General features: G+C 40.6%; 22 protein-coding genes. 12 read left to right on the top strand and 10 right to left on the bottom strand.

The genetic code is table 11. The features are described 5' to 3' along the window. Positions 1-64: 64 nt before the first annotated feature. A complete protein-coding gene (gene rpsD, locus H6G69_RS21910) occupies positions 65-673 on the bottom strand; it encodes a 30S ribosomal protein S4 (RefSeq protein ID WP_190691232.1) in 609 nt (202 codons plus the stop codon). A 210-nt stretch (positions 674-883) separates the two neighbouring features. Here rpsD and H6G69_RS21905 point away from each other — a divergent pair, with 210 nt between their 5' ends. After that, positions 884-1,447 carry a hypothetical protein gene (locus H6G69_RS21905; protein ID WP_190691231.1) on the top strand — a complete coding sequence of 188 codons (564 nt, stop codon included), beginning with the start codon at positions 884-886 and terminating at the stop codon, positions 1,445-1,447. Between the two features lie 329 nt (positions 1,448-1,776). On the opposite strand, the gene hetR is transcribed toward H6G69_RS21905, so the two are convergent. The 6 genes from hetR to H6G69_RS21875 all read right to left on the bottom strand — a co-directional run bounded on the left by hetR (position 1,777) and on the right by H6G69_RS21875 (position 10,589). Beyond that, on the bottom strand, positions 1,777-2,676 hold the full coding sequence (hetR, locus tag H6G69_RS21900) for a heterocyst differentiation master regulator HetR (protein ID WP_190691230.1): 900 nt from the start codon (positions 2,674-2,676) through the stop codon (positions 1,777-1,779). A gap of 1,640 nt (positions 2,677-4,316) precedes the next feature. Continuing rightward, on the bottom strand, positions 4,317-6,512 hold the full coding sequence (locus H6G69_RS21895; RefSeq protein ID WP_190691229.1) for a DMT family transporter: 2,196 nt from the start codon (positions 6,510-6,512) through the stop codon (positions 4,317-4,319). A 576-nt stretch (positions 6,513-7,088) separates the two neighbouring features. Further along, the gene (locus tag H6G69_RS21890) at positions 7,089-8,405 is read right to left on the bottom strand and encodes an inorganic phosphate transporter (RefSeq protein WP_190691228.1); all 1,317 of its coding nucleotides are present in this window, start codon (positions 8,403-8,405) and stop codon (positions 7,089-7,091) included. Between the two features lie 148 nt (positions 8,406-8,553). Further along, positions 8,554-9,600 carry an alcohol dehydrogenase catalytic domain-containing protein gene (locus H6G69_RS21885; protein WP_190691285.1) on the bottom strand — a complete coding sequence of 349 codons (1,047 nt, stop codon included), beginning with the start codon at positions 9,598-9,600 and terminating at the stop codon, positions 8,554-8,556. An 85-nt stretch (positions 9,601-9,685) separates the two neighbouring features. Then, positions 9,686-10,024: a PIN domain-containing protein gene (locus tag H6G69_RS21880; RefSeq protein WP_242072141.1), complete on the bottom strand. Its 339-nt coding sequence runs from the start codon at positions 10,022-10,024 to the stop codon at positions 9,686-9,688. Positions 10,025-10,127: 103 nt separating this feature from the next. Further along, the gene (locus H6G69_RS21875) at positions 10,128-10,589 is read right to left on the bottom strand and encodes a helix-turn-helix domain-containing protein (RefSeq protein WP_190691227.1); all 462 of its coding nucleotides are present in this window, start codon (positions 10,587-10,589) and stop codon (positions 10,128-10,130) included. 253 nt (positions 10,590-10,842) lie between these two features. Here H6G69_RS21875 and H6G69_RS21870 point away from each other — a divergent pair, with 253 nt between their 5' ends. From H6G69_RS21870 to H6G69_RS21850, 5 genes are all read left to right on the top strand, one after another. Continuing rightward, entirely contained in the window at positions 10,843-11,400 is a 558-nt protein-coding gene (locus H6G69_RS21870) for a beta-lactamase hydrolase domain-containing protein (protein WP_397326966.1), read from the top strand. 132 nt (positions 11,401-11,532) lie between these two features. After that, complete coding sequence (locus H6G69_RS21865) at positions 11,533-12,945, top strand: serine/threonine-protein kinase (protein WP_190691283.1); 1,413 nt, start codon at positions 11,533-11,535, stop codon at positions 12,943-12,945. Positions 12,946-13,024: 79 nt separating this feature from the next. Beyond that, the gene (locus H6G69_RS21860) at positions 13,025-14,827 is read left to right on the top strand and encodes an FAD-dependent oxidoreductase (protein WP_190691226.1); all 1,803 of its coding nucleotides are present in this window, start codon (positions 13,025-13,027) and stop codon (positions 14,825-14,827) included. Between the two features lie 101 nt (positions 14,828-14,928). Further along, the gene (gene patX / locus H6G69_RS21855) at positions 14,929-15,162 is read left to right on the top strand and encodes a heterocyst-inhibiting protein PatX (RefSeq protein WP_190691225.1); all 234 of its coding nucleotides are present in this window, start codon (positions 14,929-14,931) and stop codon (positions 15,160-15,162) included. Between the two features lie 639 nt (positions 15,163-15,801). Next, on the top strand, positions 15,802-16,578 hold the full coding sequence (locus tag H6G69_RS21850) for a Uma2 family endonuclease (protein ID WP_190691224.1): 777 nt from the start codon (positions 15,802-15,804) through the stop codon (positions 16,576-16,578). Between the two features lie 32 nt (positions 16,579-16,610). On the opposite strand, the gene H6G69_RS21845 is transcribed toward H6G69_RS21850, so the two are convergent. Continuing rightward, a complete protein-coding gene (locus tag H6G69_RS21845) occupies positions 16,611-17,510 on the bottom strand; it encodes a ferritin-like domain-containing protein (RefSeq protein WP_190691223.1) in 900 nt (299 codons plus the stop codon). 297 nt (positions 17,511-17,807) lie between these two features. Between H6G69_RS21845 and H6G69_RS21840 the strand changes: the two genes are divergently transcribed. Beyond that, positions 17,808-18,008: a hypothetical protein gene (locus H6G69_RS21840; protein ID WP_062297512.1), complete on the top strand. Its 201-nt coding sequence runs from the start codon at positions 17,808-17,810 to the stop codon at positions 18,006-18,008. A gap of 81 nt (positions 18,009-18,089) precedes the next feature. Here H6G69_RS21840 and glnA read toward each other — a convergent pair whose 3' ends face one another. After that, positions 18,090-19,505: a type I glutamate--ammonia ligase gene (gene glnA, locus H6G69_RS21835; RefSeq protein WP_190691222.1), complete on the bottom strand. Its 1,416-nt coding sequence runs from the start codon at positions 19,503-19,505 to the stop codon at positions 18,090-18,092. A 355-nt stretch (positions 19,506-19,860) separates the two neighbouring features. Here glnA and apcB point away from each other — a divergent pair, with 355 nt between their 5' ends. From apcB to H6G69_RS21810, 5 genes are all read left to right on the top strand, one after another. Continuing rightward, complete coding sequence (apcB, locus tag H6G69_RS21830) at positions 19,861-20,370, top strand: allophycocyanin subunit beta (RefSeq protein WP_190691221.1); 510 nt, start codon at positions 19,861-19,863, stop codon at positions 20,368-20,370. A 150-nt stretch (positions 20,371-20,520) separates the two neighbouring features. Continuing rightward, on the top strand, positions 20,521-20,940 hold the full coding sequence (locus H6G69_RS21825) for a XisH family protein (RefSeq protein ID WP_190691220.1): 420 nt from the start codon (positions 20,521-20,523) through the stop codon (positions 20,938-20,940). Next, on the top strand, positions 20,928-21,263 hold the full coding sequence (locus tag H6G69_RS21820; protein WP_190691219.1) for a XisI protein: 336 nt from the start codon (positions 20,928-20,930) through the stop codon (positions 21,261-21,263). The genes H6G69_RS21825 and H6G69_RS21820 overlap by 13 nt, the downstream gene beginning before the upstream one ends. Before the next feature lie 23 nt (positions 21,264-21,286). Then, positions 21,287-21,721: a DUF29 family protein gene (locus H6G69_RS21815; protein WP_190691218.1), complete on the top strand. Its 435-nt coding sequence runs from the start codon at positions 21,287-21,289 to the stop codon at positions 21,719-21,721. Then, positions 21,722-22,540, top strand: coding sequence for a TlyA family RNA methyltransferase (locus H6G69_RS21810; protein ID WP_190691217.1), 819 nt, complete (start codon positions 21,722-21,724; stop codon positions 22,538-22,540). It abuts the gene before it with no gap. Positions 22,541-22,590: 50 nt separating this feature from the next. Here H6G69_RS21810 and H6G69_RS21805 read toward each other — a convergent pair whose 3' ends face one another. Beyond that, the gene (locus tag H6G69_RS21805; RefSeq protein ID WP_190691216.1) at positions 22,591-22,869 is read right to left on the bottom strand and encodes a Calvin cycle protein CP12; all 279 of its coding nucleotides are present in this window, start codon (positions 22,867-22,869) and stop codon (positions 22,591-22,593) included. Between the last annotated feature and the right edge of the window lie 342 nt (positions 22,870-23,211).

The raw sequence follows: 23,211 nt of genomic DNA, 5'->3' as shown, positions 1-23,211 counted from the left end.
GAAGTGTGAAGTATGAAGTATGAAATACCAATTCATCCTTCAGACTTCATCCTTCATCTTTTCTCTACGCTTGTCGTGAATAGTATTCCACAACCAGTAGTTCGTTAACTTGTAGAGCCACCCATTCGCGCTCAATGACACCGTTAACTTTACCAACCAACTTATTTTTGTCAAATTCTAGATGGCTGGGTAGGTTAGCTAAACCGGGATATTGTAAGTTAGTTTCAACTAACTTGCGTGATTGTGCTTTATCCCTAACAGCAATTACTTCACCAGGACGGCACTGGTAGCTAGCAATATTGACTACACGACCGTTAACTGTGACATGGCCGTGATTTACCAGCTGACGCGCTGCTGGAATTGTGGGAGCCATCCCTAAGCGGAAAACGGTATTATCCAAGCGCATTTCTAGCAATTGCAGCAACACTTGTCCGGTAGAACCAGTTACGCGTCTAGCTTTACGGACATAGCGGAGCAGTTGCTTTTCTGTGAGACCGTAGTTAAAACGGAGCTTTTGTTTTTCTTCTAGACGGATAGCGTATTCAGAACGCTTTTTGCGGTTCTGACCATGCTGACCCGGTGGATAGGCGCGTCTTGCGCTTTTACGAGTTAATCCTGGTAAGTCGCTTAAACGACGTACAATTCTAAGGCGTGGCCCTCTGTATCGGGACATGAGTTTCCTTAATCTAATCCTATTTAAAATTTACCCAGACATACTATTATAAATATCTGTAAATCAAAAATGGCAAAAATCCTAAATTTAATCATTAAAATTTTATAGCCAAGTCTAAAGTTTTCAGCACAACTCCTACGAATTTTCTATTGGCGATCGGAGTTGACACACAATTGAGCTAGCATAACCTAGGGTCTTTGGATAATGGCAATGGGCAACACAAAACCGCAAGGCTGGTACATATCTCAAATATTTAACGCTAAAACAATTCGTCTAACAACGCCATTTATAGCTATAGCTGGACTTTGGGCATCTATCCTACCCAGTACCGCAGTTACAGATGCTTATTACAACAATGATTATCGTGCTTGTGCTGGTCAACTTTTAAGAGTCGGTGTAACGCCACAAGCAGCTGCTCAAGACTGTGCCACTGCACTACGCCCAAGAGATTTATCAGCTTGTGTAGCATCAATTAGACAAGGAACAAAAATTGAGCCAATAGATGCACTTGCTTCTTGTAGCAGGGCGCGTCGTCCTAAGGAATTAGCTAGCTGTGTTGTGGGTGTTAGCCAAAATACCAAAGAAGAAGTTAATGCAGCAGTTTTAACCTACTGTGGACGCAGTTTATTACCCGTGACTTTTGCACAGTGTGTGGTTGGCTTACGTAGGGAGATTACTTTGACACCTATTCAGGCATTGGATACTTGTATTGATGCGAGCGAGCGAGCTAATGGAATCGCTACTTCGCCTGTATTGCAACTGCCAATTAAATAATTAATTGTAAAAAGACTCTTTTGAGTTACAAGTTAGGAGCAGGAAATGGGTAAAAACAGTAATTAATGTGTTGCCTGTTTTCTGTTCTTAGTTTCCTTTGTCTCAAAAGTTTAGTTGAAAGTTTTATATATCTGGAAAAGATACTGAGTATTGTACTAGCGATCGCGGCTATCAACGGAAGCATCCTGCTATTTTAAGCAAGTAATCAGCGGAGTATCTGATGCTTGCAGCAGGAGCCTTACCGTCGTTACCACTCGACATTTTATTTACCAACCGCTAATTTTTACGGTGAATTTGTGACTGGGTGCTGGGTTTCTCGAGAAAATTTATCAGTCTTCTTTTCTACCAAAAACCATTTGTAAAATCATGGGTATGCCACCACTTTGATGATATTTATCTGCCCAAGCGCGGATCACTTCATCAAGCTCCTCCATTGCTTGATCCCACTTTTCTGGCGGGATATCAAGTTCCTCTAAAGCACGCATTGAGTTTGGCTGTTTTTCTGCCCAATTTCTCATCATCCGAAAATACCGAGCCGTATCTTCTAACATAATGTAGGTACGCTCTTGGTCATCGGCTGGTGCATAGAAAGGACGAGTCAAGGCATAAAAAGGCATTCCCCAAGGCGAGTCTATTCTTGTTACCGTACCCGAATAAAGCAGACGACGCTTGATGTGTTCTGCTAAGGCTTCACTCAAGGGCATTTGATGTTCCGGTGGCAGAACTTCTTGCGAGCGCTTGTGCAGAAATTCAATTAGCTCTAGAAACTCAAAGGAGCTAACTAATTGCGCGTCTGGTAAGTTACTCGGTAATTTCTGCTCAATTTGGCGTTTTTCTTCACTCGTCAAACTAGTACCTGGAACCCGGGATCGCCCTGGTTGCCAAGGATATTTCTCCATCCAGACGTAAGGCAATTGAATCAAATAGCGTGGTTCTTGAGAACCAAGCATTTTTAGCAGCTTGCCTTCCGTCAGAGCTTGTCTGACTTCTTCGACAATAATCTTGACTCTTTTTGGCTCCAGGTGGTGCAAATGCCCTGTCATCCTCAGGTTTTGTCCCTGTTCGAGATAGGTCATATAAATTGCACACTTAGCTGCCGTTGCTGCTGCATCTAAGAATGCCCCATGCCTGTGCCCACTCGTCCGCATGGCACTAAAAGCCAGATAAAGCATGATCTGATCCATTGCACTAGGGCCAAGTTGTTTGATCAGATCTATGTCGTTACTCATATTACAGACAGTTGAATAGCACGTTTACAGATTTTATAGTCAATGGAAAGCAAGTAGTTTACACCCAAATTAGGCGTTGTCTTTACTTTTAGACTTTCTAGAATGCTGTGACTCTCAGTTTACTAGTAGTCGAGACTGCCAATGGCTCCGAATTATATAGCAAATTCTGACTAAAAAGCAGTTAATTTTGCTATTGTTATCTTTTCCTGACAGAAACGAAATCACTGTTTTATTCTTCTACTTGTACTACCAATTACAAAACGATCTATCTTCCCGGTTTAATCTATAAAGATTGTCTGCGGTATCCAGATTTTGTTAATCCTTTACTAGTAACAACAGGAAAACTACTTCCTTATTGTGGTTGCACACCTTATTGCTGAAATAGCAGTAACTAGCTGATGGACTTGATGGTAAGCACCTTTCCTAAGAAGATTAAATTTCTTAGGGGTTTTGTAGAGAATTTTGTTTACCCGTCGATTTCCTGTTTTTTAGGAGTTATCTCAGAGTCAATCACCTACTGAACTTGAACAAAGATTCAGGCTAAGTAGATACTAGTAGACTACCATAATGCTCACAGCGTTCGGCAAATTTTTGGCAGTTTAGGTAGTTAGTTCCCAGGAAAATCAGCTTTCTCAAAGCAGTGTGATAATTCTTAGGACGAAATACCTTTTCTTATCTTCAATTATGATATTCTATTCTGTCTGCTTTTTTATCAAGTTTATGTAAAATAATTCAATCTTAATAATTTGTTAAGACTCATTTTGGATTGATTTACATACTAGCAATTATTAAGGATTCCTGATAATTCAAGCAATACAAAAAAGGAACTTTTAATCAATTTGCTACCAAAGAGAATAATTGATACTTTTACTACAAAAAATCTGATGAATTTGTATATTGTTCTCTGTTATAAAAGTTGCTGATACACAAATATCACCGAATACGCTTCAGTGATAAAAAGCTCCCTGTAGAGGCAAACTAAGACCATTTTGGATTTGAGATGTTGAATTGGTAGATTGCTTACTGGTAAGCCTTCCAGCAATCCTTGTCTCTATTAGTTTTTAAATTGGTATAGCAGTCGAAGTATCGGTAAAAACATTTAAAAAGCAAAAATGCCAGACGTAGTAAGACTTTTACCTCCAACATAGCTGCTTGTTGCTATGTAAGTTAGTCTGACGTGTTAGGCACTTTCATTAGCTGCAATCATTACAATATTTATAGTAGTAAGCACTGAGAGTAATCTCAGACTAGTATTTAATTGCTCCATTGCTCATCAAGGTAGAGCATCGAGAGTTGAAACTGAACTTGTATGTCATAATTGCAGGGAATACTGTAGAAGTTTCTATATTTTTGTACTAAATATTTGGGTGTTGAAGGGCTAAAAAGTCGCTCAAAAAAATTTTTGATTTTGACATTTATGAACTATACAAATATCTGGTGCAGTCAGGCAATTATTCAGATTTAAGATTTGTATTTCAGATTTTTTGCTGAAAATGCGGCGATGGCTAGAAAATTTGATTAATGATCCTTAAGAAAAAATAAAGAATTGAAAAGTTAAAAATCAAAATTGAGATAATGAACGATTTATTTAACATTTGACTTTTAACTTTCCCTACTGTCAAATTACGACTGTTCGTCATTTAAGTTTCAGAACTAGAAGATTTAACCTGATTACGCATTTTCTCAAAACTAAAAGCAGCAGCACCAAAAGTGACAAACAACACACCAAAAATCTGAATTATTTCTAAAGTCTCCTGAATCATTAAACCTGCAAAAACTACGGTTAAAATTGGTACGCCTGCGCCAATAATTGCCGATCGCAAAGCCCCTAATTGACGAATACCAACATTATTGAGAACGTAGCTTAACAGGGTCAGGACACCCAAAATAAAAGCACTCAAAACAATTTCCAGCAACTTAGAACCATCATCAATAGCTAAACCCCAATTGCTGGGTAAAGGTAGCATCAAACCTACGAAGCTCAAGACAAACATCGTGGTGAAACTAATTAAAGTAAAAGATACAGGATGGAGTTTTGCGGCACACACACGAGTCAGAATTATATAGCAAGCAAAAGCTACACCAGCAAAAATGGCAGCTGTGCTACCAACAGAAAAATCACTCATCCCTGCTGTTGCTGCACCGCCTAATACTAATAATTCACCCAAGAAAATAGCACCAATGGCCGCAGCACGGAATCCTGTAGGTTTATCGCGGAATAACAGCCAAGATAACAAACCGCTAATACTGGGATAGATAAAGAAAAGTGCGATCGCCATACCTGTCGTTACTTGACCGATAGCCATGTAGACTAGCACTTGGGATAAAAACAAAAAGCAACCACTAGCAATTGATAGTTGCAAAACTCTCTGTGTTCTAACTTTGGCTGCTGAAGGCTTACCACGCAATGATTCCATCAAGTTTTTGATATCTTGCCAAACCTGTGGATGCATTATTGGTGCTAACAGCAATGTGAGCGGGACAACTATTGCTAACCGCAGTACCAAAATTAGCAAAATATTTCCCAAAGTTGGGGATAACAACCTTTCTACAGCCAAGCTACCAACCACCGCCGAATCTTGGTGGAACATCATCTTAACAGCGACGTTGTAAACCGAGGACAACACTGTAGATAAAACAATCAGCAAGAAACCGATTTGGACTGGCGATAAAGCTTGGGATCGGCTTGGTCTTTTTGATTTAGGTTCTGGTGGCGCAGGTGGAATGACGATTTCATCTTCAACTAAATTTGGCTGAAGCACAGAAACTGGCTCACTAGCTTTAGTAGACGAAGGCTTTGGTTGTTTTTCTGGTAAATCTAGCTGAAGTGCAGAATTTTGTTGGCTTGCCTGATTAGTTGGTGAAGATGAAGTTTCACTTTGCGTAACATCTTTATTGGGTAAAACAATTGGCTCAGGTGGCTTTTCTTTTGCGGGAAAGTCCTTGGGAGCGATAGAAATTGGCTGGGGTGAACTTTCTTTAATTGGGGGAATAATAACTGCTGATGATGTTACTGGTGCAGAAGATTTAGTTTGGTTAGTAACTTCTGACAACAGGGGATAATTTACCGCCGCACTAGGTGATGCTGGCTCATCTGGTTGTAAAACTGTAGGTGAAGATACTTTTAAAGTGTTGCTCGGCGATCGCTCACTTGATTGTAAAACTGTAGGTGGCGAAACTTTTGCTGTACTACCCGATTTTGGCTCATCTGGTTGCAAAACCGTTGGCGGTGATGGTGGTTTAACTTGGGTAGTTTCTTTGATAGCTTTTGTTAATTCCCCTCGCAGGTGATTAACTAATTCCTCAACAATCGCTTCTCCTTGCTGCTGCTGTCCTTGCATCCGCGATAATTGTTGAGAAAGATTGCCTTGATAATTTTTTAGTTCTTGTTGCAGCGAATTAAAAGTAATAGTCAGAGTGTCATCCAAACTGCCGAGCATTTGTTTAATCTGCTCATTACTTTCGGCTGTTTTTAGTACTGCTTGTTCATCAGTACCACTCATCTTGAGTTCGCTAGCTAAATTTTTCAGCGATGATTGCAGTTGCGAAGAAATATGTTTGGCTAAAACTTCTGCCAATTGCCGAATTAACACTTGCTGTTCGGTAATTTGTCGCACTTGTTGTAAGTGTTCTTTTTCCTCTAACAGCTTTTGAATGTCATCGTACAGTCGCTCTTTTTCTGTTTGTAGCCGTTTTATTTCTTCTTGCAACGATCGCAGCACATTTTGTTGAAGATTTTCTAAATCCTCAACCACAGCCCAGAGTGCTGTTTCTGCCGATCTCGATAGTTCGCCTCTAACTCGCGGGTTGTCTGGCCGTTTCTCAAATCGCCCCATTAGCTTCTAACCTCTAACACCTTGAAGATAAAGCTGCTTCCCGTAAATTTGCTTGGCGCTCATACTAGTAGTCAGTATTTTGTCAGATAGACCAAAAAATTTAACAAGATTCGCACGTACCAAAGTAATTTTGTCACGCTGTACACAGCTTGGCAAAGTATATAGTTTTTTGCTTTCAAGCTTCATGTACTTTGTGCTGTGTATTAGCCAGAAAATTCAATCCTTTTAAAGTGAGATTTATAGATGAAAATATGACACTTAATATAAATACTTGTGATCTAGATAGCAACAGTAATTATCAAATACTTGCAAATAAGTGCTTGTGATAATTAAGAATGGCAACTTTATCAAAGTTATCTGTAATTCAGCGCAAAATGTAACTTATGCAACAGTTTACATTCCTCCTGCGGATTAAGTTACCCAATAAATTTCTCACTATTTCTTTCACCTAGAGAATATTTTAGCGAAATTCCAGTAACTTAATGAATTGTTAGCAATAGGAACTTGAAAGATAAAATTCCCCAAATCCTATTTTTCTACTTTTGATGTTTTGATATAGTCAATCCTCCTTGATAATCAGTGCCAAAAAATCCGAGCAATACTAAAAATACTTGCGCTGAGAATTGCACTTAAAGGAACTGTAATCAACCATGCAGCAGCGATCCCTTGCAAAGTTTGAAATTTAATTGAATTCAAGCTTTGCACTAGACCGATTCCCACTACACCTCCAACCAACGCGTGAGAGGTAGAAACAGGTAAACCTAAGCGAGAAGCGAGGAGAATGGTAGTTGCGGTTGCAAGTTCCGCACAAAACCCACTGCTAGGTTGCAAAGCAATGATGTTTTCGCCAATGGTCGCAATGACGTTTTTTCCCCAAATCGCTAAACCTGTAACGATTCCTGCACCACCCACAACCAAAATCCACAATGGGATATCAATCCCATTGATCGGTACGTTACCAGTAGTGTTGATATAAACGATCGCCGCTAAAGGTGCGATCGCATTTCCCACATCGTTAGAACCATGTGCAAACGCTACAAAGCAAGCACTAAGTAGCTGGAAGCGACCGAATAATCTTTCAACGGGAGTGGAAAGAGGAAATGGGTCAGGGGGCAGGGGGCAGGGGGTAAATTCTTCTCCCCTCTGCTCCCTGCTCCTTGTCTTCCCTGCCTCTTGTTCCAGTTGTCGCCAACTAATCAAAGTCAGCCCCACTGCTGCTAATGCACCTGTAAATAAGGGGATGTCGTATGCAGGTATATCGATACCAACTTTTTCAATTAAGAAATTTGTTAAAGGTTGCGTGAGCGAAGGTAGGACAATCACACCAAACACAGCTAACAAAGCAATACTCAGCCAAGGAATCCACTCTCTTAGCTGGGTGAGTTGATTTGGTTGGTTTAAAATCCAGTGTTTGATTTGACTATAAAACAAAGCTGCAATACTACCGCTAATTATGGGTGTCAAAATCCACCCAATGGTAATTAGACCAATTGATGGCCAATCAATTGCACCTATACCCATTGCTACAGCACTAAATCCAGCGATCGCACCAACAACAGCGTGAGAAGATGATACAGGTAAACCTTTGGCTGTAGCAATTTGCAACCATACACCGCAAGATATTAATACAGTGATCATTCCTGTAACTAACAATTGGGGTGTAGCGGCAAATAAACTAGGATGTGCAACTTTTGTCGCTAAAGTTTCTGATACATCATGCCCAAACAAGACAGCACCTGTAAACTCTAAAACTCCGGCAATGATGATTGCTTGTTTGAGAGTCACAGCTTTGGAACCAACAGATGTTCCCATTGCATTGGCAACATCATTAGCACCAAGATTAAAGGCGACATAAAAAGCTAGGATGGCAACTATAACGACTGTCATGGGCATAAGTTTGGGTAGATGTAGAGATAGGGAACAAGAATTAGGCAATGTGCGTTTTCATAGTTGATATCCCTCCAAGGTTTGACTCCCATTTTGGGAGTCTATGGCAAAATTAGCTATAAGTATTTTCTACGAGTTAGCTTCTTTGCCCGGATCAAGGATAGATTAAAATTTTGTATGTATCGGCAGAAGGCGCGATCGCTTGTTCTACGGCTGCTGATAAGTCTTTTAAAGGGTAGCGATCGCTAATTAAAGCTGATACATCAATCCGCCGATGAAATACAATATCAGCCGAAAGCGCCTGAAGACGGTAGGAAGAACTGTAACTACCCATCAAGTCAATTTCTCGGCGGTAAAGAATATTCGGATTGATAGGAATTTCTAATTCATCGGGAAACTCAGCGAAAAACAGTATTTTCCCCCCTTTACGCGTGCAGTCTAGTGCTTGAAAGAACGCTTTATCACTAGGTACAGCCAGTAATGTGACATCTACGCCTAGTCCATCTGTAATGGCATGAATTTTGGCGGCTAAATCGGGATCACGCGCATCAAAAGCTGCTTCTGCGCCAACATTCAAGGCTTTTTCTATTCTAGAGGGCAGTAAATCAGTGGCGATCGCTTTTGCCCCAAAATACTTCACCAACATGACAAACATTAACCCAATCGGCCCGGCTCCAGTAATCAATACAGTTTGTCCGGGGGCAATTTGGGCTTTTTTTACCGCCTTGAGACAGCAATTAGTCGGTTCAACAAAACTCGCTTCTTCAAAAGAAATCTCATCGGGGATCGCAATTAACCCGCCATTCTGCACAATATGTCCTGGGACTTTCACATACTCGGCAAAACCGCCACCACTAGCATTAAACCCGGCTGTGGTAGAGATATTTTTATAAACATCGCACATCGAGAAATTTTCATTTAAACAGTAGGCGCAACGCATACAAGGAATGTGATGCATCACAGCTACTCGTTGTCCTACTTGCCAACCTCTCACTTCCGAACCTACTGCGGCGATTATACCTGCTGTTTCATGTCCAAATATGCGCGGTGGTTCATACAGAGGATAACGAATTTTTTTAATATCTGACTGACACAGCCCGACAACTTGCACTTGCACCAGCACTTCATCAGTTTCTACCTGTGGTACTGGAATCTCTTCAAACGACAGTTGATTTACGCCTCTAAATACCTGTGCTTTCACGTTGATTTTTTCACCGCTCAACGATCTTAGATGTAACATTAGCGGTTAACGTTGAGCTATAAACTTTCAGGATTTTGTGTTTGCACTAATTTTGGGTAGATTCATGAGATAAAATTTTTTTCGTGAATCTTGGTAACTGTTTACTCAGCAGTTCAAGTAGTTGAACCAAAGTTTTAGGACTTCTTTTATAATTTTGGGACTGATCCTGGATTACTTGAATTATTTCTACTGGGTATTTGTCGAACAGGTCACTAAGAAAATTATCGGGTGACTGAGCTTGAATATGCCAAGGCGTTAAAGCTTGGCTATTAAAATCATTCAGATTGTTAGTAACAATAATGTCAGCCTTCACTATGACCGCAGCAGCAAGCACATGACGGTCTTTGGGATCATTCGTCAACACTTGCTGACCAATAAGGTACATACAGTCCAGCCTCAGCAGTTGATAGCAAGGTGTCTCGTAAGTACATTGGAAATAGAACACAAGCATCTAAGACAACTTTGAGCATAGTTATTTTCCCCAGCAGTTACTCATCATCTTCGTATAAACCAGCTTCTTCAGTTATCTCTATTAGCTCTTGCAACAGTTTTCTCCGCTTGCTATCTCGCTGTTGTTTATACTGCTGCAAATCTTCAAAACGAACACGTCGATGTGTGCCTACCATAATGTAAGGGATTTCACCTTGCTCCAATAATTTAATGAGATAGGGACGTGATACGTTAAGAAAGTCTGCTGCTTGTTGTGTGCTGAATTCTTGATCCTGAATTACTACGGATACTAATTGATTCGCTGCCATTGCCTGAACCACTTGACGCAACACTTTATCTACTGATTCAGGAATGGGAATTTTTTCATCGTTGGCGGCGACTAAATGTAGTTGAGAGTCGGCAAGTTTAAGTGTACTTTCTAGTTGCTTGATAGCTTGAATTTCTTCTGGAGTTATGACTGGCTCTAATGGCTTGTTTTGACCAGCGATGATGGAATTCATAGCGAATGTTTTATCTATGCAAGTGTAATATTAAAACATTGTATTTCATAAACGCAATATCCGAAACAAAGGGCGATCGACTTTGCCACAATCTGCTTGATCGATAAAAACCACTAAACCTATCGGGAATAGGCATTATTTATTTTTAATAGCGGTAAGTCTATCGATAAACCGTATATTATGAATAAAGTCATAAATTAAATCAACTTAAACAGGCAAATTTCAGCGTTAATTAGCCAATTAACAGCTAATTTTGTCAAATCATGCTGCAAATTTTTTCATAGCTGCTCACAGCTTGCATTTACCAGGAAAGTCAGAAGGAGTGAATGTGAATAACGCCATATTAATCAATGAAACTTTAACAACAACCGGACAAATCTCATTAAAACAGCTTGAGCAGGCTATCCAAGAAGGTTATAAATCAGTATTAAATCTGCGATCGCCTGATGAACTAGGATTTTTTCAGGATGAGCAAAAACTGGCTGAAAGATTAGGGTTGTATTACATCAACGTACCCGTGAAGCTAGAAGCACTGAATGAAGAGTTAATTACCAAAACCCTCAAAACGCTGGAACAACTACCAAAGCCAGTTCTGATTCACTGTGCTGCGGGAATGCGTTCTACAGGAATTGCTATGTTGAGTATAGCCATTAAAGAAGGATTGACAGCAGAGCAAACTTTAGCAAGAGCTAAAAGTTTGGGTTTTGGATTTTTAGAAGATTTTAATGGCTTTAGCGTCAGTCCCAGACTGAAGCAATTATTTGTGAACTACGTCAATAAACACGCCAAAATACCTGTAGCTGCTCGCTAGGTTAATTAGGCATGGGTTTTGCGGAAAAATCCATGCTGTTCCCAGCATATCTACGTAATGTATCGAAGTATATTGGCATCTGTGAGAGTGAAGTTAAAATACAGAAATTCTTCAGAGTCAGCGATCGCGTTTATGTTGGGTCATTTACTAGACGGACGTTATAAAATTATTCGAGTCTTGGGTGCTGGTGGTTTCGGACAAACATACATCGCAGAAGACACAAAACTTTACAACAGTCTGTGCGTAGTCAAACAACTTAAACCACGGGCAACTGATACTATGACTTTGCAAGTTGCCAGACGCTTGTTTGAATCTGAAGCCCAACTACTACATAAACTAGGAACGCACGACCAAATTCCCCAACTGCTGGCACACTTTGAAGAAAATAAAGAATTCTTTTTAGTTCAACAATTTATTGACGGTCATCCTCTCAGCGATGAACTTACACCAGGCAAGCGATTAAGTGAAAGTTATACAATTTCGCTGCTGGCTAATATTTTGCAACCATTAGCTTTTGTCCATCAAAATAATGTCATTCACCGAGATATCAAACCACCTAATTTAATTCGCCGCAATAGTGATGGTAAAGTTGTCCTGATTGACTTTGGCGCGGTGAAACAAATTAGCACCCAGGTGGTCAGTGGTGAAGGCTTAACCAAAATGACCGTTGGTATTGGTACAGCTGGCTATATGCCAAGCGAACAAAGTCGAGGTAGCCCTAGATTAAGCAGTGATATTTATGCTGTAGGGATAATTGGTATTCAAGCTTTAACTGGGTTAATGCCTTATCAATTGGACGAAGATGTACAAACCGCAGAAATTGTTTGGCGTAATTTGGTGTCAGTCAGTCCAGGTTTGGCAGATGTCTTAGATATGATGATTCGCTATGACTTCCGTCAACGTTATCACTCAGCAATAGAAGCTTTAGCTGCGGTGCAACAGTTAGGTAACACCTATGCAGCACAACAAATATCTCCTGAACCGCCATTATATTCCCCACCACCGACCGTTCCCCCTCAGTATCGCCAGGAAACGCCCCAAATTCCGCCAACCTTACCATCAGCTAACCCTGCAATAGTCAAGCAACGCTCAAAAGTAGGATTCGGTTTTTATTTGCAATGGGTGTTAGTTAATATTGTCGGCTTATTTGGTGGAGGAATTCTTGGTGCGATCGCCTACGGAATGGTTGAGTCTCTCGGCATAATTATTAGTAGCCAAGTTGTAGCTGCAACTATAGGTTTAACAATTGGCTTTATGCAGTTATTAGTGCTAAAGCGGCAAATTCCTGTCTCCGAAAAGGGATGGCTATTGGGAACCACATTCAGTGTTTGTCTTTCTGTTCTTTTATCTGGGACAAAACCTGAATATTCGTTCTTTTGGAGTGGCCCCATAGTTGGAATTATTCAATGGTTAATTCTGCGACGCTTTGTTGAGCAGGCTGGCTGGTGGATCATTGTTAATACTTTGTTTGGTTGGTTTGGCGGTATCTTATCAGGAGCCGTACTAGTTTTACTATTGAAAAATACAAAAAATATTAATGGTTAATCAGACGGATATTAACGATTCCCACATTGGTGAGAACACAAAAACAAGATTAACCACCGACGGAAGAGGATGAATGTAGATGGACGTAAATAGATTTGTACATCAGCAGGTGAAACACTACACAGCTGATGTATTAGTTGTTGGTGGCGGAACTGGTGGTACGGCTGCGGCAATTCAAGCAGCACGACGGGGAGCCAAAACTATTTTAGTAAGTGAGTTTGCTTGGTTGGGAGGAATGCTGACATCAGCAGGAGTTTCTGCACCGGATGGTAATGAATTAATTGCGTTTCAAACTGGGTTGTGGGGTGCGTTTTTACAACAATTGCGCCAGCGACAACCAGGAGGATTAGATAATAGTTGGGTGAGTTTTTTTAGTTATGACCCCCGTGTTGGGGCAGAGATTTTTGCAGATTGGGTGCAAGAATTATCAAATCTGCATTGGATTTCTGGGCAAGTACCTTTAGAGGTTTTACGCCAGGGAGATTGTATTACTGGCGTGCGGTTTGCTGATTTCACTGTGCAAGCCAAAGTGATTCTGGACGGTACAGAATTAGGGGATTTATTAGCGTTGGCAGATATTCCTTACCGTTGGGGTTGGGAATTGCGATCGCAGTGGCAAGAACCCAGTGCACCAACTACCCATAATATAGTTACAGAACAATATCCGGTGCAGTCACCAACTTGGGTGGTCATCATGCAAGATTTTGGTGATGCTGTTGCACCAGAAATTCCAGCTGCACCTAACTATAATCCTTCTCTATTTGCTGGTGCGTGGGAGAAATACGGCCCAGAGAAATTTTTGAATTATGGACGCTTGCCAGGCGATCGCTTTATGATTAACTGGCCAATCAAGGGTAATGACTATGGTGAAGGTGTCGGGCGGTTAGTAGAGTCAGAAATAGCTAAAGCCGAGTTTCTGCAAGAGTGCCGTTGGCATAGTCAAAACTTTGCTCATTTTATCCAAAGTCAGCTAGGCCGCCGCTATGGTTTGGCAGAAGTAGTTTTTCCCTGGGATGAGACTGCTTTTGCATTACATCCTTATTATCGAGAAAGTCGCCGCTTGGTGGGACTGACGACAATTCGAGAACAAGATATCTTACCAGTCGCCGGCGGTAGAGTTGCATCTCTATTTCCCGATGCTGTGGCTATTGGTAATTATGCCAACGATCATCATTATCCTGGCTTTGATTTACCACTACAACCCAAATCAATTCGCTGGGGCGGACGCTGGACAGGAACACCATTTACTATTCCTTACCGTGCTTTAGTCCCAGCAACTACAGATGGTTTATTAGCCTGTGAAAAAAATATTTCTGTCTCGCACATAGCTAATGGTGCAACTAGATTGCAACCTGTGGTGATGGGTATCGGTCAAGCCGCAGGTATGGCAGCTGCGATGTGCGTTGAGTTGGGTGTACAGCCAAGAGAATTACCTGTGAGGGCCTTACAAGCAGCATTGTTACAAGATGCACAAGCACCTGCGGCCATCATTCCTTTATTTAATCTAAATTTTCAGCCAAATTGTCCTGAATGGTTGTATATGCAACAGAATTATTTAAATAGCCTTCAAGATTATCCAAGCAGTGGCGATTGTCCGAAGTTATCACTAAAGTATAATCACTTAGAATCGAAACAAGTATTAATACTGCAATGTGAATGCTTTACAGGTATTTTTCAGCGATTAGATCAGCAAGAATACAGACTCAAAATCACTGCCCCTACTGCTTATCAAGGCCAAATATGGCAATTAGTAACTTTGCGATCGCCAGTAGATTATCAGTTACAATTAGTTATAGATAAACAATTAGTAAGTGTCTGGGGTCGGCTAAATCAATCTGGTAATTGGTTATTAGTTGACAAAATCGACATAACTTCAAAGTAGATTTCTTTCTGTAAAACTGAATACTATTTTTCAAATTTTCCGGATACACATACAGAAACTAAGTAGCAGTAGATATCAGAGTTTCAACATAAATATCTGCTATGCGTGTTACATTTTCCCTCTTAGTTTCTAGTTTGGTGTTCGGTTCTTTAGCGTTGAACTGCCAAGAAAAGTTCAATCATTCACATACGCTAAGTTCTACTACAGAAACAAAAATGTTATTTTCGGCAAAGCCTAAACCTAAACCTAACGAACCGGAAAATCCTACGCCTCATCGTGGTAGCGGACGCAGAGATTTAATTGAATCTCTCGGTAATGCTTTTCCTGCTACATAGTCTTGTTGAGGATCATCAACCTTTCAAACATTGAGTGCATAACATTGACAGCAAGATTTCACTACCATCCCAACATTTAACAATTGCTCAGTTTTACATTCAGAAGCTCTTTTTCTAGATTCTGCTTAGATTTTTGCGTTGGTAACACCAAGCAAATTTTATGTAGCCCATAGCGTAACCTATTCCTCCCATTAAATAATCTCTTCTGTTTTCAACATCTTGCTAAAATTAAACACTTTAAAATCAAGGGCATCTTTTTCAAAACTTTTTTACATATTTAATGACCTAACCTCATTTTTAGTAAATTAAATAAATTTGCTAAAAAATGAGAGAGTGAGAACCCCAACTTTCTAGAGAAGTTGGGGATTCTGGTATGTATAATAGAAGTCAATTTTGATTGTGAAAAAATACGTACACTTATCAGCATCTTGCGTGAAACTGAGGAAAGCGTGTCTACGATTTTTGAGAACTAATGCTTAACTAAAGCCGCAAAATCTTCTTAAACCTAACTGAGGTTAAATAAGTCCCTGCACCCCACACCCAGCCCTTAATCAGAAAAGGGGTGCAAAATCAGACTTACTTACCTGCCCTATTCAGAGAGCGATAACATGAAAAGAAACTCATATTCATGCTGTGTTTATGGCAACTCAACTGGATGAAGCTAAATCGCTAACTAAAATGGTAATCTCTTGGGAAGCATTACCCGATGATTATCAGTTAGAGGATGAACCTGTGGAGAATACCAATCAGCCAATTTTGGCTGGTGCTTTGCGTGAAAGTCTAGAAATTAGTGGTTTTATCCAACCCCAGATGTTGATAGCCTCAAATTTTGGGCTTTGTGCGACTGTCAATGGACAATTGATTCTCAAAGCACCTGATTGGGTTTATGTTCCAGCTGTAAATCAAATTTTGAGCGATCGCAAAAGTTATACTCCTAATCTAGAAGGAGATGTGCCGGCGGTTGTTATGGAGTTTTTATCTGATACCGAAGGCGGGGAATATTCTGTCAAGCGCACCTATCCCCCAGGAAGATGGTTTTTCTACGAGCAGATTTTACAGGTTCCCATTTATATTATTTTTGAACCAGATGGTGGTTTATTGGAATTTTACCAACTGGAAAATAAACGCTATGAGTTACAGCTACCTGACGAAAATGGTCGTCATTTCGTAGAATCAATGGGTTTATTTTTAGGAACTTGGCAAGGGACGAAAGAAGCTAGAACAGGGTATTGGTTGCGCTGGTGGGATAGAGAAGGTAATTTGTTACCCTGGGCTGTCGAAAAAATTGAACAAGAACGCCAACGCGCCGAACAAGAACGCCAACGCGCTGAACAAGAACGCCAGCAAAAAGAAAGATTGATGGCCTATTTAGCCTCTCAAGGTATTGACCCAAATAATTTGCCACCCTTGGAATAGCAACAAGGGCGACAACTCTTTTTCCTTCTTGTTTAAACGTTCGTTTTCTCTTTGTTCATCTCCTTCTTATTAATACCGTTGATGAACATCGGTACAAACTTCTCCATAAACTCTTGCGGGTTACGTTCCCAAGCCTTTTGTGCAGCTTGAAATCTCGTAAATTGCAACTGAGGTGCTAGCAAAGCTTGTGGTAGGCGTTCCATCAGATATTGGGGACGTTCCCACACAGGCATCGTATTAGCAACATCCACTAGCCGTGTAACTCGGCGCAGTTCAGCACCTAGAGTAATGTCCATTCCTGATTCAAATGCAGCCTGTTCAATAGCTGCATATTTTCGCTTGGCTTGCTCGACTTTTTGCCGATGTTCTGGACTTTGATTAGCGATTTGCCCTAGCCAACGATTACCCCAACGGACGTGTCCGGCTTCTTCGGGGAGAATTTTTTCTATAGTTTCACGAATTTTGATGTTTTCTTCAGTTTGCGGTGCTTGCTTGAGGGCGTAAATGTGGGCAGAGAAATACTCACAACCACGTTTTTCGGTGACGTTAATTGCTGCTAAAGGGGCAATAATACCATCTTCTAACGTCCCGACTTCACCATAAGAAGATTGGTCTATAAGTCTTTCAAATTCATCAATATAAGAAATTCCAGGAGGCGTACTGATATCGGCTCCTAGTTCTACCAATAGGTCAGTGAGCCACACAGCGTGACGAGCTTCGTCAGAAATGTGATGCGATAAATCTTGGACTAATTCTCGTGGCTGTCCGTTTAGTTTTTCAATTAGTTCAGTTAGGTCTTTGCAACTGCGCTGTTCGTTGTAACGGTAGCGGTTAAGAGTAATGAGATGGATTTCGCGATCGCTAACCACTCGTTTTAAAATATCTCTCGCCCCTAGACTATTTTGAAATTTCCGTGGGTAAATAACAGCCATAGTATAAAGTTTTGTTAAGTGCCATTTTTGATGCTAACGTAATTTTTCGCTACTTGACGGAAATTGGCATGATTGTTTTTTCGCAATCTGAAGCCCATAAAAATATCAGCATTTCGTGACTTTTAGGATTTTAGCTCACGTAATAATACTCATTTCAAGCGATAAAATCTTAAGATTTATTTCAATTTGGGCAAAAAAATCAAAACTGTAACTTAAGCTACAGAATTTTTGCTATATTAATAAGCGTAAGGATAAATGTCTAAAAAATATAACTAAAACCTTAAGGGGGACTGAAGTATGTCTATTCAAGAAAAATCTCGTGCATTGATGGCGCGTCAATATCAGCAAGTAAAAAACCGTCAACAATCAATGCTGATGCGTTCTGCACAAGAACTTGGTCTTCCTGAAGAAGTGTCTCATTATTGGAATCCTATTCAAGGCAAGATCGATCAAACTACACGCACCATATATGGAAGCAGCCATGCTGCTATGAGCTAGGTTAAAAGAGTTGTCAAATAGTGTTACCTCATAAAAAAAGCCACCCTCAAAGGGTGGCTTAAAAATCACTAGTTGTTGCAATTAGCAGTCGTAATAGAGATAAAACTCATAAGGATGAGGACGTAACTGCAACTGTTCAACTTCATTAGCCAGTTTGTAGTCAATCCAGTTTTGGATGAAGTCTTCTGTAAACACGCCTGTTTCGGTTAAGAAAGCGTGGTCATTCTCTAGGGCTGCTAATGCTTTATCTAGAGAACCTGGAGTAGAAGGAACCTTCGCCAACTCTTCTGGAGACAGTTCATAGATATTTTTATCTAGAGGCTCGCCTGGGTCAATTTTGTTTTTGATACCATCCAAGCCAGCACAAAGCATAGCTGCAAATGCCAAGTAAGGGTTAGAAGTAGCGTCTGGACAACGGAACTCTAAGCGTTTTGCTTTGGGGTTAGTGCCAGAGAGAGGAATACGCACAGAAGCAGAACGGTTTCCTTGGGAGTAAGCCAAGTTAACAGGTGCTTCATAACCGGGTACTAGACGTTTGTAGGAGTTTGTGGTGGGGTTGGTGATACCCAATAGTGCTGGTGCGTGTTTGAGAATACCACCAATGTAATGTAGTGCCATTTCACTCAAACCAGCATACTTATCGCCTGCGAATAAAGGCTTGCCATCTTTCCAAATGGACTGGTGACAGTGCATACCGGAACCGTTATCGCCAAAAATTGGTTTTGGCATAAAGGTAACGGTTTTGCCATATTTCTTAGCGACGTTTTTGATGACATATTTGTAAGTCATCAACCAGTCAGCAGCTTCAATTAACTTACCAAAGCGGAAGCCGAGTTCGCACTGACCACCAGTTGCTACTTCATGGTGTTGCTTTTCAATGGGGACACCGCACTGTGCCATTGTCAGCAACATTTCTGTCCGAATGTCTTGGAAACTGTCAGTAGGTGAAACTGGGAAGTAACCTTCTTTGAAGCGTGGTTTGTAACCCAAGTTGGGGCCTTCTTCTCTACCAGAGTTCCAACGACCTTCTACAGAGTCTACATAGTAGTAGCCGGAATTGGCAGTTTGGTCAAAGCGAACATCATCAAAAATAAAGAATTCAGCTTCAGGGCCAAAGAAAGTAGTATCACCAATACCAGTAGAAACTAGATAATCAACAGCTTTTTGGGCAATAACCCGTGGGCAACGGCTGTACCATTCGCCTGTACGGGGTTCCTTAATGCTACAAATTATGCTTAAGGTTGGCTCTTTCATGAATGGGTCAATCCAAGCTGTGTTGGGATCTAACACCATTGTCATGTCTGATTCTTCGATACCTTTCCAACCCCGAATACTGGAACCGTCGAAAGGCACGCCATCAGTGAATGAACTTTCATCGATTTGGTTATGGTACACGGTTAAGTGTTGCCATGTTCCTGGTGTATCGATGAATTTCAGATCAATCATCTGAATGTTTTGGTCTTGGATCAATTTCAAGACTTCTTGTGGGGTTGTCATTGTTACTCCTTCTCTGCCAATTTCCTATTGTAAAACCAGAATCTGCCAAAGCATTTTAACCCTACTGATCCGAACCAAGTTGTGACACACCTGGTTTATCGTAAAGATTTGCGATTACATAATTATGTAGTCTTTGTTACAGATTCCCTGGATTACAGGTTATATTAACCTTTCGCAGTCATCTGTAAAAACAAGAAAGTTCATTTCATCGGGGGCAACTTTGGCATAGAATCCTTAAGTAGCGGATAGATTGTTTTTGTGCAGAACTTATTTTAAATAGCACAAAAATTTACTGGTGCGTAAGTGCAGCCAAATAAATATCAAACCATAGATAGTAACGATTGGGAGAAAAGGAATGCGCGATGCAGTTACAAGTTTAATTAAGAATTATGACGTAGCTGGGCGTTATTTTGACCGGAATGCGATCGACAGTCTCAAATCATATTTTGAAAGCGGTACAGCACGGGTGCAAGCTGCTGCTGCTATCAATTCAAATGCGGCTGCAATTGTCAAGCAAGCTGGTTCTAAATTATTTGAAGAACTACCAGAATTGATTCGTCCCGGTGGAAATGCCTATACAACTCGTCGTTATGCGGCTTGTTTGCGGGATATGGACTATTATCTCCGCTATGCTACTTATGCGCTAGTTGCAGGTAATACAAATGTGTTGGATGAGCGTGTACTCCAAGGGTTAAGAGAAACTTACAATTCTCTTGGTGTACCCATTGGGCCAACAGTGCGTGGTGTCCAACTCATGAAAGATTTAGTCAAAGAACAAGTAGCAGCAGCAGGTGTAGGGAATGCGGCTTTTGTTGATGAACCTTTTGACCATATCACCCGCGAGTTAAGCGAGCAGGATGTTTAAAAGCTGAAGGTCTAGGGACTAGTTTTTGAAATTTTTTCTGCTGCTGTATCTGTCTTTTATCTAAATTTTTGTAAAGCGATCGCATCTTGTTTTGGAGAAGGGGCGATCGTTTTTTTACAGTTATTATCCGTAAGGAGTTATCTTTCACCAATGCCTGCCAGAGATATATATCATACCGCAGTCATTAAAGCACTTACAGCAGATGGCTGGATAATAACCAACGATCCTCTTTACCTTGCTTATGGTGGTAGAGAGCTATATATAGATATTGGCGCAGAAAAAGTTACTATTGCTGCTGAGAGAGATAATGAAAAAATAGCTGTTGAAATCAAAAGTTTTCTCAGTCTTTCTCCTGTGAGTGACTTGCAAGAAGCTGTGGGACAATATGAGGTTTACCGCACTGTGTTGCAAGAATTAGAACCAACACGCAAACTATATTTAGCAGTTCCTAAACGAGCTTACGAAGGTATATTTTCTGAACGCTTTGGTCAGCTAGTTATCAATAATATCAAAATAAATTTAATTGTCTTTGACGAGCAAACACAGAGGATTATCAAATGGATAAACTAACTCGCTATCGGGAAATTATTCGTCAATTAATATTTGAATATGCTGGTCACAAACCTGCTAATGGTCAAATAGATACAGAAGCAGTTATTGATTCAGAACGCGACCATTACGAAGTTGTACACGTTGGTTGGGATGGAGTGCGCCGCGTACACGGTTCAGTAGTGCATATAGATATTATTAATAATAAAGTGTGGATTCAATATGATGGGACTTCTGAGCCAGTTGCAACAGCATTATTAGAAGCTGGTATCCCACGCGAAGATATTGTTTTAGGTTTCCATCCAGAGGAACTGCGCCAATACACAGATTTTGCTATATCTTGATTACCCTATTTTATGCGCTACTTATGGAAGAATTATTCACCTTAAAAGACTTGCTCCTTCAAGGAGATATAAAAGGCGCATTAATTATAGTTGAAGAATTAGAAGAAATGAGCCGAAATGATATCATCAAAACGATTCGGAGTTATGCCGTGATTCTGCTTTTGCATTTAATTAAACAACAAGCAGAAAATCGTACAACTCGTTCTTGGGATGTGTCTATGCGGAATTCAGTTCGGGAAATTCAAAGAGAAAATAAGCGACGTAAAGCCGGAGGTTATTACCTTACACGAGAAGAACTACAGGAAACTTTAGCAGAAGCTTATTTAAATGCTATTGATCAAGCTTCTTTAGAGGTAGAAGAAGGTCGTTATGAAGCCCAAGAATTAGAAAAGTTAGTTAACTGCGACGAAATTATTAATTATGCTTTAGATTTAATATCACCTGGAGAATCAAACTAATTGGTTAAACAAAGACTCGATACATTATTGGTAGAGTTAAATTTATGTGCTTCTCGCGCTTTGGCACAAAGGCTAATTCAAGCGGGGGAGGTAACTGTTAATCAACAGGTAGTTGATAAGCCAGGGACTGAGGTGGATGTTGCGGCGCAAATCAAAGTTAAGGAGCGATCGCGCTTTGTTTCCCGTGGCGGTGATAAACTCGCTAAAGCACTAGAAGTATTTTTCATTCCCGTTGCAGAACGGGTTTGTTTAGATGGGGGAATTTCTACAGGTGGCTTTACAGACTGTCTGCTACAAACTGGAGCCAGCTTAGTTTATGGTATTGATGTCGGTTATGGGCAAGTTGATTGGCGTTTACGAAACGATCCGCGCGTAATTTTGCGAGAACGGACTAATTTACGGCAACTACAACCCGAACAATTGTATAGTGAAGGCGATCGCATCCCGGATTTGGCGGTGGTGGATGTATCGTTTATTTCCTTAACCAAAGTTCTACCTGCATTGTGGCAATTAACTCAAGCCCCCCGTGAGGCGGTGTTGCTGGTAAAACCACAGTTTGAGGTGGGAAAATCCCGCGTTGGTAAAAAAGGTGTAGTGCGTGATTCTGACGACCAAGCTGATGCGATTTTTCAGGTGTTGCAAGCGGCTGGTGAATTAGGCTGGAAATACAAAGGCTTAACTTGGTCGCCAATAACAGGCCCGGCTGGGAATGTCGAATATCTATTGTGGTTAGGGATGGAAAGTGAAACACCACCGCCAAATTTAGATTTAATTAAGCAATTGACGAAATCAGCAATGGCTGATTTACGTGATCACTAAATCAGTTATCAGTTATCAGTTATCAGTTTTTCACTGATGACTGTTCACTGTTAAACATCGTAGATTAGACACTCTAAAGCCTCTGGATGCAAATCGCAGAAGGATTCTAAAGAGGTTTTGTGGTGTTTTGCTTGATGTTGATGAGATTTTTCAGCTTGTAATTCTTCGACGATATCCCAAGCTACAGCACAGTTAGGAGAACCATCGCCGTTTAATTCACAAGTTTGCCGCGCTTCTGCTATTGCTTCTAAAATTGCTTGCTCGATGCTTGTGTTGCCATTTTGTTCAGATTGATTTGCAGTGTCGAATCTTTCGTAGGTTGCTGTCATGATAAGTCTACCTTTGTTTACTGAGATAGAAAGTTGGATGTGTGCTGCTGATAAATGCAGGAGCTAATACTTCCAGTTTAGATAAGCTTCAAAAAGATGGCGGTGGTGAACACCCTCTCTTAATAAACTAATTTGATTGGGTTTTCCCTCTTGTCATTTTTGATGCAAAAAGGTAAGAAGTGTGAAGTCTGAAGTATGAAGTCTGAAATCTGAAGTTGGAAAAATACAACACTTTCGTTACACCATCTAGGCTACGCGCACCCTTAACAGAGTAGGCTATTCCTTTGCATTTCACTATCAATTTTCCATTTCCGACTTCACACTTCAGACTTCATACTTTTA

Source organism: Nostoc sp. FACHB-110, from assembly GCF_014697425.1.
In the GTDB taxonomy this organism is placed as follows: Bacteria; Cyanobacteriota; Cyanobacteriia; order Cyanobacteriales; family Nostocaceae; genus Nostoc_B.
The sequence above is the reverse complement of the archived record's forward strand: the minus strand, read 5'-3'. Positions and strand labels throughout refer to the sequence as shown.

Coding starts and splice junctions, on each gene's coding strand:
- rpsD (WP_190691232.1), bottom strand. CDS start 673: ATGTCCCGATACAGAGGGCCACGCCTTAGAATTGTACGTCGTTTAAGC.
- H6G69_RS21905 (WP_190691231.1), top strand. CDS start 884: ATGGGCAACACAAAACCGCAAGGCTGGTACATATCTCAAATATTTAAC.
- hetR (WP_190691230.1), bottom strand. CDS start 2,676: ATGAGTAACGACATAGATCTGATCAAACAACTTGGCCCTAGTGCAATG.
- H6G69_RS21895 (WP_190691229.1), bottom strand. CDS start 6,512: ATGGGGCGATTTGAGAAACGGCCAGACAACCCGCGAGTTAGAGGCGAA.
- H6G69_RS21890 (WP_190691228.1), bottom strand. CDS start 8,405: ATGCCCATGACAGTCGTTATAGTTGCCATCCTAGCTTTTTATGTCGCC.
- H6G69_RS21880 (WP_242072141.1), bottom strand. CDS start 10,024: ATGTACCTTATTGGTCAGCAAGTGTTGACGAATGATCCCAAAGACCGT.
- H6G69_RS21875 (WP_190691227.1), bottom strand. CDS start 10,589: ATGAATTCCATCATCGCTGGTCAAAACAAGCCATTAGAGCCAGTCATA.
- H6G69_RS21865 (WP_190691283.1), top strand. CDS start 11,533: ATGTTGGGTCATTTACTAGACGGACGTTATAAAATTATTCGAGTCTTG.
- H6G69_RS21860 (WP_190691226.1), top strand. CDS start 13,025: ATGGACGTAAATAGATTTGTACATCAGCAGGTGAAACACTACACAGCT.
- patX (WP_190691225.1), top strand. CDS start 14,929: ATGCGTGTTACATTTTCCCTCTTAGTTTCTAGTTTGGTGTTCGGTTCT.
- H6G69_RS21850 (WP_190691224.1), top strand. CDS start 15,802: ATGGCAACTCAACTGGATGAAGCTAAATCGCTAACTAAAATGGTAATC.
- H6G69_RS21845 (WP_190691223.1), bottom strand. CDS start 17,510: ATGGCTGTTATTTACCCACGGAAATTTCAAAATAGTCTAGGGGCGAGA.
- H6G69_RS21840 (WP_062297512.1), top strand. CDS start 17,808: ATGTCTATTCAAGAAAAATCTCGTGCATTGATGGCGCGTCAATATCAG.
- glnA (WP_190691222.1), bottom strand. CDS start 19,505: ATGACAACCCCACAAGAAGTCTTGAAATTGATCCAAGACCAAAACATT.
- apcB (WP_190691221.1), top strand. CDS start 19,861: ATGCGCGATGCAGTTACAAGTTTAATTAAGAATTATGACGTAGCTGGG.
- H6G69_RS21825 (WP_190691220.1), top strand. CDS start 20,521: ATGCCTGCCAGAGATATATATCATACCGCAGTCATTAAAGCACTTACA.
- H6G69_RS21820 (WP_190691219.1), top strand. CDS start 20,928: ATGGATAAACTAACTCGCTATCGGGAAATTATTCGTCAATTAATATTT.
- H6G69_RS21815 (WP_190691218.1), top strand. CDS start 21,287: ATGGAAGAATTATTCACCTTAAAAGACTTGCTCCTTCAAGGAGATATA.
- H6G69_RS21805 (WP_190691216.1), bottom strand. CDS start 22,869: ATGACAGCAACCTACGAAAGATTCGACACTGCAAATCAATCTGAACAA.